1 pseudogene is annotated in these 268 nt (G+C 50.7%); it reads left to right on the top strand.

The window, feature by feature from the left end:
* Positions 1-268, top strand: a pseudogene (locus SB660_RS21030) (beta-ketoacyl-[acyl-carrier-protein] synthase II); the annotation flags it as partial.

Raw genomic sequence — 268 nt, 5'->3', positions numbered from 1 at the left:
GGCTACGGCTCAACCGGAGACGCTTATCATATCACAGCGCCGGCCCAAGACGGTGAAGGCGGAGCGAGAGCGATGCAAGAAGCCATTAAAGATGCAGGCATTGCACCTGAAGAAATTGATTACATCAATGCTCACGGGACAAGCACGTATTACAACGACAAATACGAAACAATGGCGATTAAGACCGTTTTTGGCGAGCATGCGCATAAACTTGCGGTAAGCTCTACAAAATCGATGACAGGCCACCTCTTAGGAGCAGCCGGCGGTA

The sequence above is a fragment of the Bacillus sp. SIMBA_005 genome (assembly GCF_046535585.1).
Lineage (GTDB): Bacteria > Bacillota > Bacilli > Bacillales > Bacillaceae > Bacillus > Bacillus pumilus.
Note: the sequence above shows the minus strand (reverse complement) of the source record. Positions and strands in the feature narration are given on the sequence as shown.